Genomic DNA, 2,717 nt, shown 5'->3' on the forward strand with positions numbered 1-2,717 from the left:
CAGGTTACAGAAAAAGAGACAGAGAGTTACACCTTACGGTTACAGGTAGAAATGCTTGAAAAACAGATAAAAAAGTTAGAAGAAAATGAAATCTTTTTAAAGGATCAAATCACGACTAAAGATCAAAGCATTCACCTTTTGCAAACTTTACTTTCTGCACCAAAGCCAGCAGATGTAAGTATCAAGAAAGAGAATACTGCCCAAGACCAACCAGAACTCCTTAGTGAGCCAAAAATCACAGAAACGTCAGAGGATGCAAGGGAAAAGCAAACGGACATGGAGTTAAAAAGACATAGAAAAGGACTTTTAGGACGTGTGTTAGGTGCAGTTTTTGATAGCTAATTTTTAACTTTTATATAAAATATAATAACTTATAAGAGGGTGAAGAATGAAAAAGATAATTTTATCAAGTTTGTGCTTTTTGACTTTTTCTGCACATGGTGCGATGACGGATGAAGCCCTTATGCGAGAGTGTACTCCTGCAGGTGAAACTGCTGTTCACGCTAGTCGAGCACGACAAGCAGGTGTTTCAAAAGAAGTTTTTTATGCTGACGCGAAGAAAAAGTACGGTACTGACTACACTTGGGTATATAGAGAAGGGGTCATCGATGTGGCTTTTAAAGCACCGATAAAAGCGACTCCTGAAGCAAAAGGGAAGATTACACGAGAAATTTTCGATCATGCTTTTGCTACATGCATCGAGTTCAATCGAGAGCTTGGTCGATAAAAAAAAACAGCCCTTAAAGGGCTGTTTTTTTTGGTGGTTGGAAGCCCACACTTATAAGAAAAGGGTGCAATTTTCGAAATTGAGCTTCATCTAGAAGCATATCAGCAAGTCTTCTTGTAAAGTCCTCTGTGGACTCACCTACTTTTGCATACTCGCTACCAACTTCATGTAGGCCTGAAAGCTTGTGAGCGAAAAGATGTCTCTGAGCGTCTGTAAGCTTTTCAAAGAGATCCTGTGTATCAGGATCACGGGCTTGGGGCTTCTTCTGTGTAGGCTTCATTTTCATGCGGAAATCGAATCCTGATACACGAACCCCCTTTTTTTTCTGCTCGTAGGATACTGTGATATCCGTGTGCTTGTTGATCTGTGACACAGCGACATCAAGGACAAATTTTTTAAAATTGCTCATCGTACGGTATTCAGTCGCGTCTAAGCCGATCTTGTCTCGAAAATCTTCCAAGTCAAAGCTTACCTTTCCGATGCTTTTCCATGCGATCAAAAGCTCGTATAAACGTATTGCATACTTACTTGTCAGGTGACTTATCTGCTCGATGTCGTAGCTCGTAAAGTGCTTTTCTAGGCGTGTGATCAACGGAGCGATGATAGGAGAAAAGCGGATATCTACGCTCGCTGTGCCGTCTTGATAGGCGATATCACTCACCCATCGGCTACGATGATGCTTTACACCCTTCTCATGCAAAGAAACAAAGGAAAAATAACGGAAAAAAAGCGTCTCGGACGCAGACTTTAGAGCTTTATATGCAGCCTGCCTTTCTCCACCAAAAGTCTCGATGTATTTTGAAGCGTGGACAGTGAGATGGCTGTCAGAAGTGATGCCTGTGCCAGTTTCTCTAGCTTCTGTGATGGCTAAGATGATAAGTCGTTGCTCGACAACATCCAGCTTAAAGCTGGCGTTAATAAGCGCGTTATCTTTTACTACAAGACTACCCATATTTTTACCTTTTAAAATTTGTTTTTTCATTACTAGGGCTTTGTTGTCTTGATAGCGTATAAGATATAATCAACTAGTCAGATTGTCAACCTACTTTAAGATAGATGGATTGTTAATGTATCGAAGTGGTAACTTTTTCTAGTCGAAGTGGTAACTTTTTCTAGTCGAAGTGGTAACTTTTTCTAGTCGAAGTGGTAACTTTTTCTAGTCGAATGTCCTCTGTATAGCTTGCTAGGCTTGCATTTCAGCCTGTCTAAAAGCATTTAAAAGCATTAAAAATAATTAAAAGCCCAATCACTATCAAAAGCAGGGTATGAAAACTGCCCTATGTACTCGCTTCGCTCGTACTCTAGTGCAAGTCGGACAAGCCGACTTGCTTGGGGGCAGTTTTAGCAAAAATAGTTCTAGACAAAAAAAGCAAAAGCAAAAGCAAAAGCGACTATGATTTCGCTACGCTCAGAAGCTTTATGCTCGCTTCGCTCGTCTAGACACAAAGGCCAGTGAAAAAAATAAAAATTTTCTAGATGCAAAATATTTTAAAAACGGTTTTTCAGAGGGTCGAGGCGCAAATTTTCTTTGTGTCAGCTCGTAGACACTCGCTTAAATATTTTTTTTGAAAAATATACTGTGTCCAAAGACTGAAACAATGGTGACACAGTAGATAGACACAGTAGTCAGACACACTTGATTGACTTGAGTTTGTGACTTAAACGGTAACGCCACCGCTACGCTACCCTCTAAAACCTGCGCTATCGCTGGGTTTTAGCCCGAAAGGGTTCGGGACGGGTTGGCTAGATCGCTAGGGCGATCTTACCTACACCGAAGCCCCCGTCTGCGCGCCTGCGGCGCACGACCACCCCCTTTCTGACAAGTGGGGAGCTTCTTCGCTACGCAAAGAACTCCCCGACTTGCTTCACCGAAAGAGGGTGGTCGTGCGCTTCGCTTCGACGGGGGTGGCGTTGCCCCCACTGCGGAGTAAGATCTCGGCTCGCTTCGCTTGCTCGACGCTTACTCCTTGCGGCTCCCCCACGGCCTCTC

At 42.7% G+C, this 2,717-nt stretch carries 2 protein-coding genes and 1 pseudogene; 2 read left to right on the forward strand and 1 reads right to left on the reverse strand.

Going from position 1 to position 2,717, the window contains the following annotated elements:
- A pseudogene (locus FTV43_RS14875) lies at positions 1-342 on the forward strand (hypothetical protein); the annotation flags it as partial.
- Positions 343-388: 46 nt separating this feature from the next.
- Complete coding sequence (locus FTV43_RS14880) at positions 389-727, forward strand: hypothetical protein (RefSeq protein WP_179995787.1); 339 nt, start codon at positions 389-391, stop codon at positions 725-727.
- A gap of 13 nt (positions 728-740) precedes the next feature.
- On the opposite strand, the gene repM is transcribed toward FTV43_RS14880, so the two are convergent.
- Positions 741-1,679, reverse strand: a complete 939-nt coding sequence (gene repM / locus FTV43_RS14885) for a replication initiation protein RepM (protein WP_179995788.1) — start codon at positions 1,677-1,679, stop codon at positions 741-743.
- Positions 1,680-2,717: the final 1,038 nt, after the last annotated feature.

Origin of the sequence: Acinetobacter sp. YH16053 (genome assembly GCF_013417035.1) — a bacterium.
In the GTDB taxonomy this organism is placed as follows: Bacteria; Pseudomonadota; Gammaproteobacteria; order Pseudomonadales; family Moraxellaceae; genus Acinetobacter; species Acinetobacter towneri.

What these genes read in the sequence shown, in the direction of transcription:
- FTV43_RS14880 (WP_179995787.1), top strand. Translation starts at nt 389, where the DNA reads ATGAAAAAGATAATTTTATCAAGTTTGTGCTTTTTGACTTTTTCTGCA.
- repM (WP_179995788.1), bottom strand. Translation starts at nt 1,679, where the DNA reads ATGGGTAGTCTTGTAGTAAAAGATAACGCGCTTATTAACGCCAGCTTT.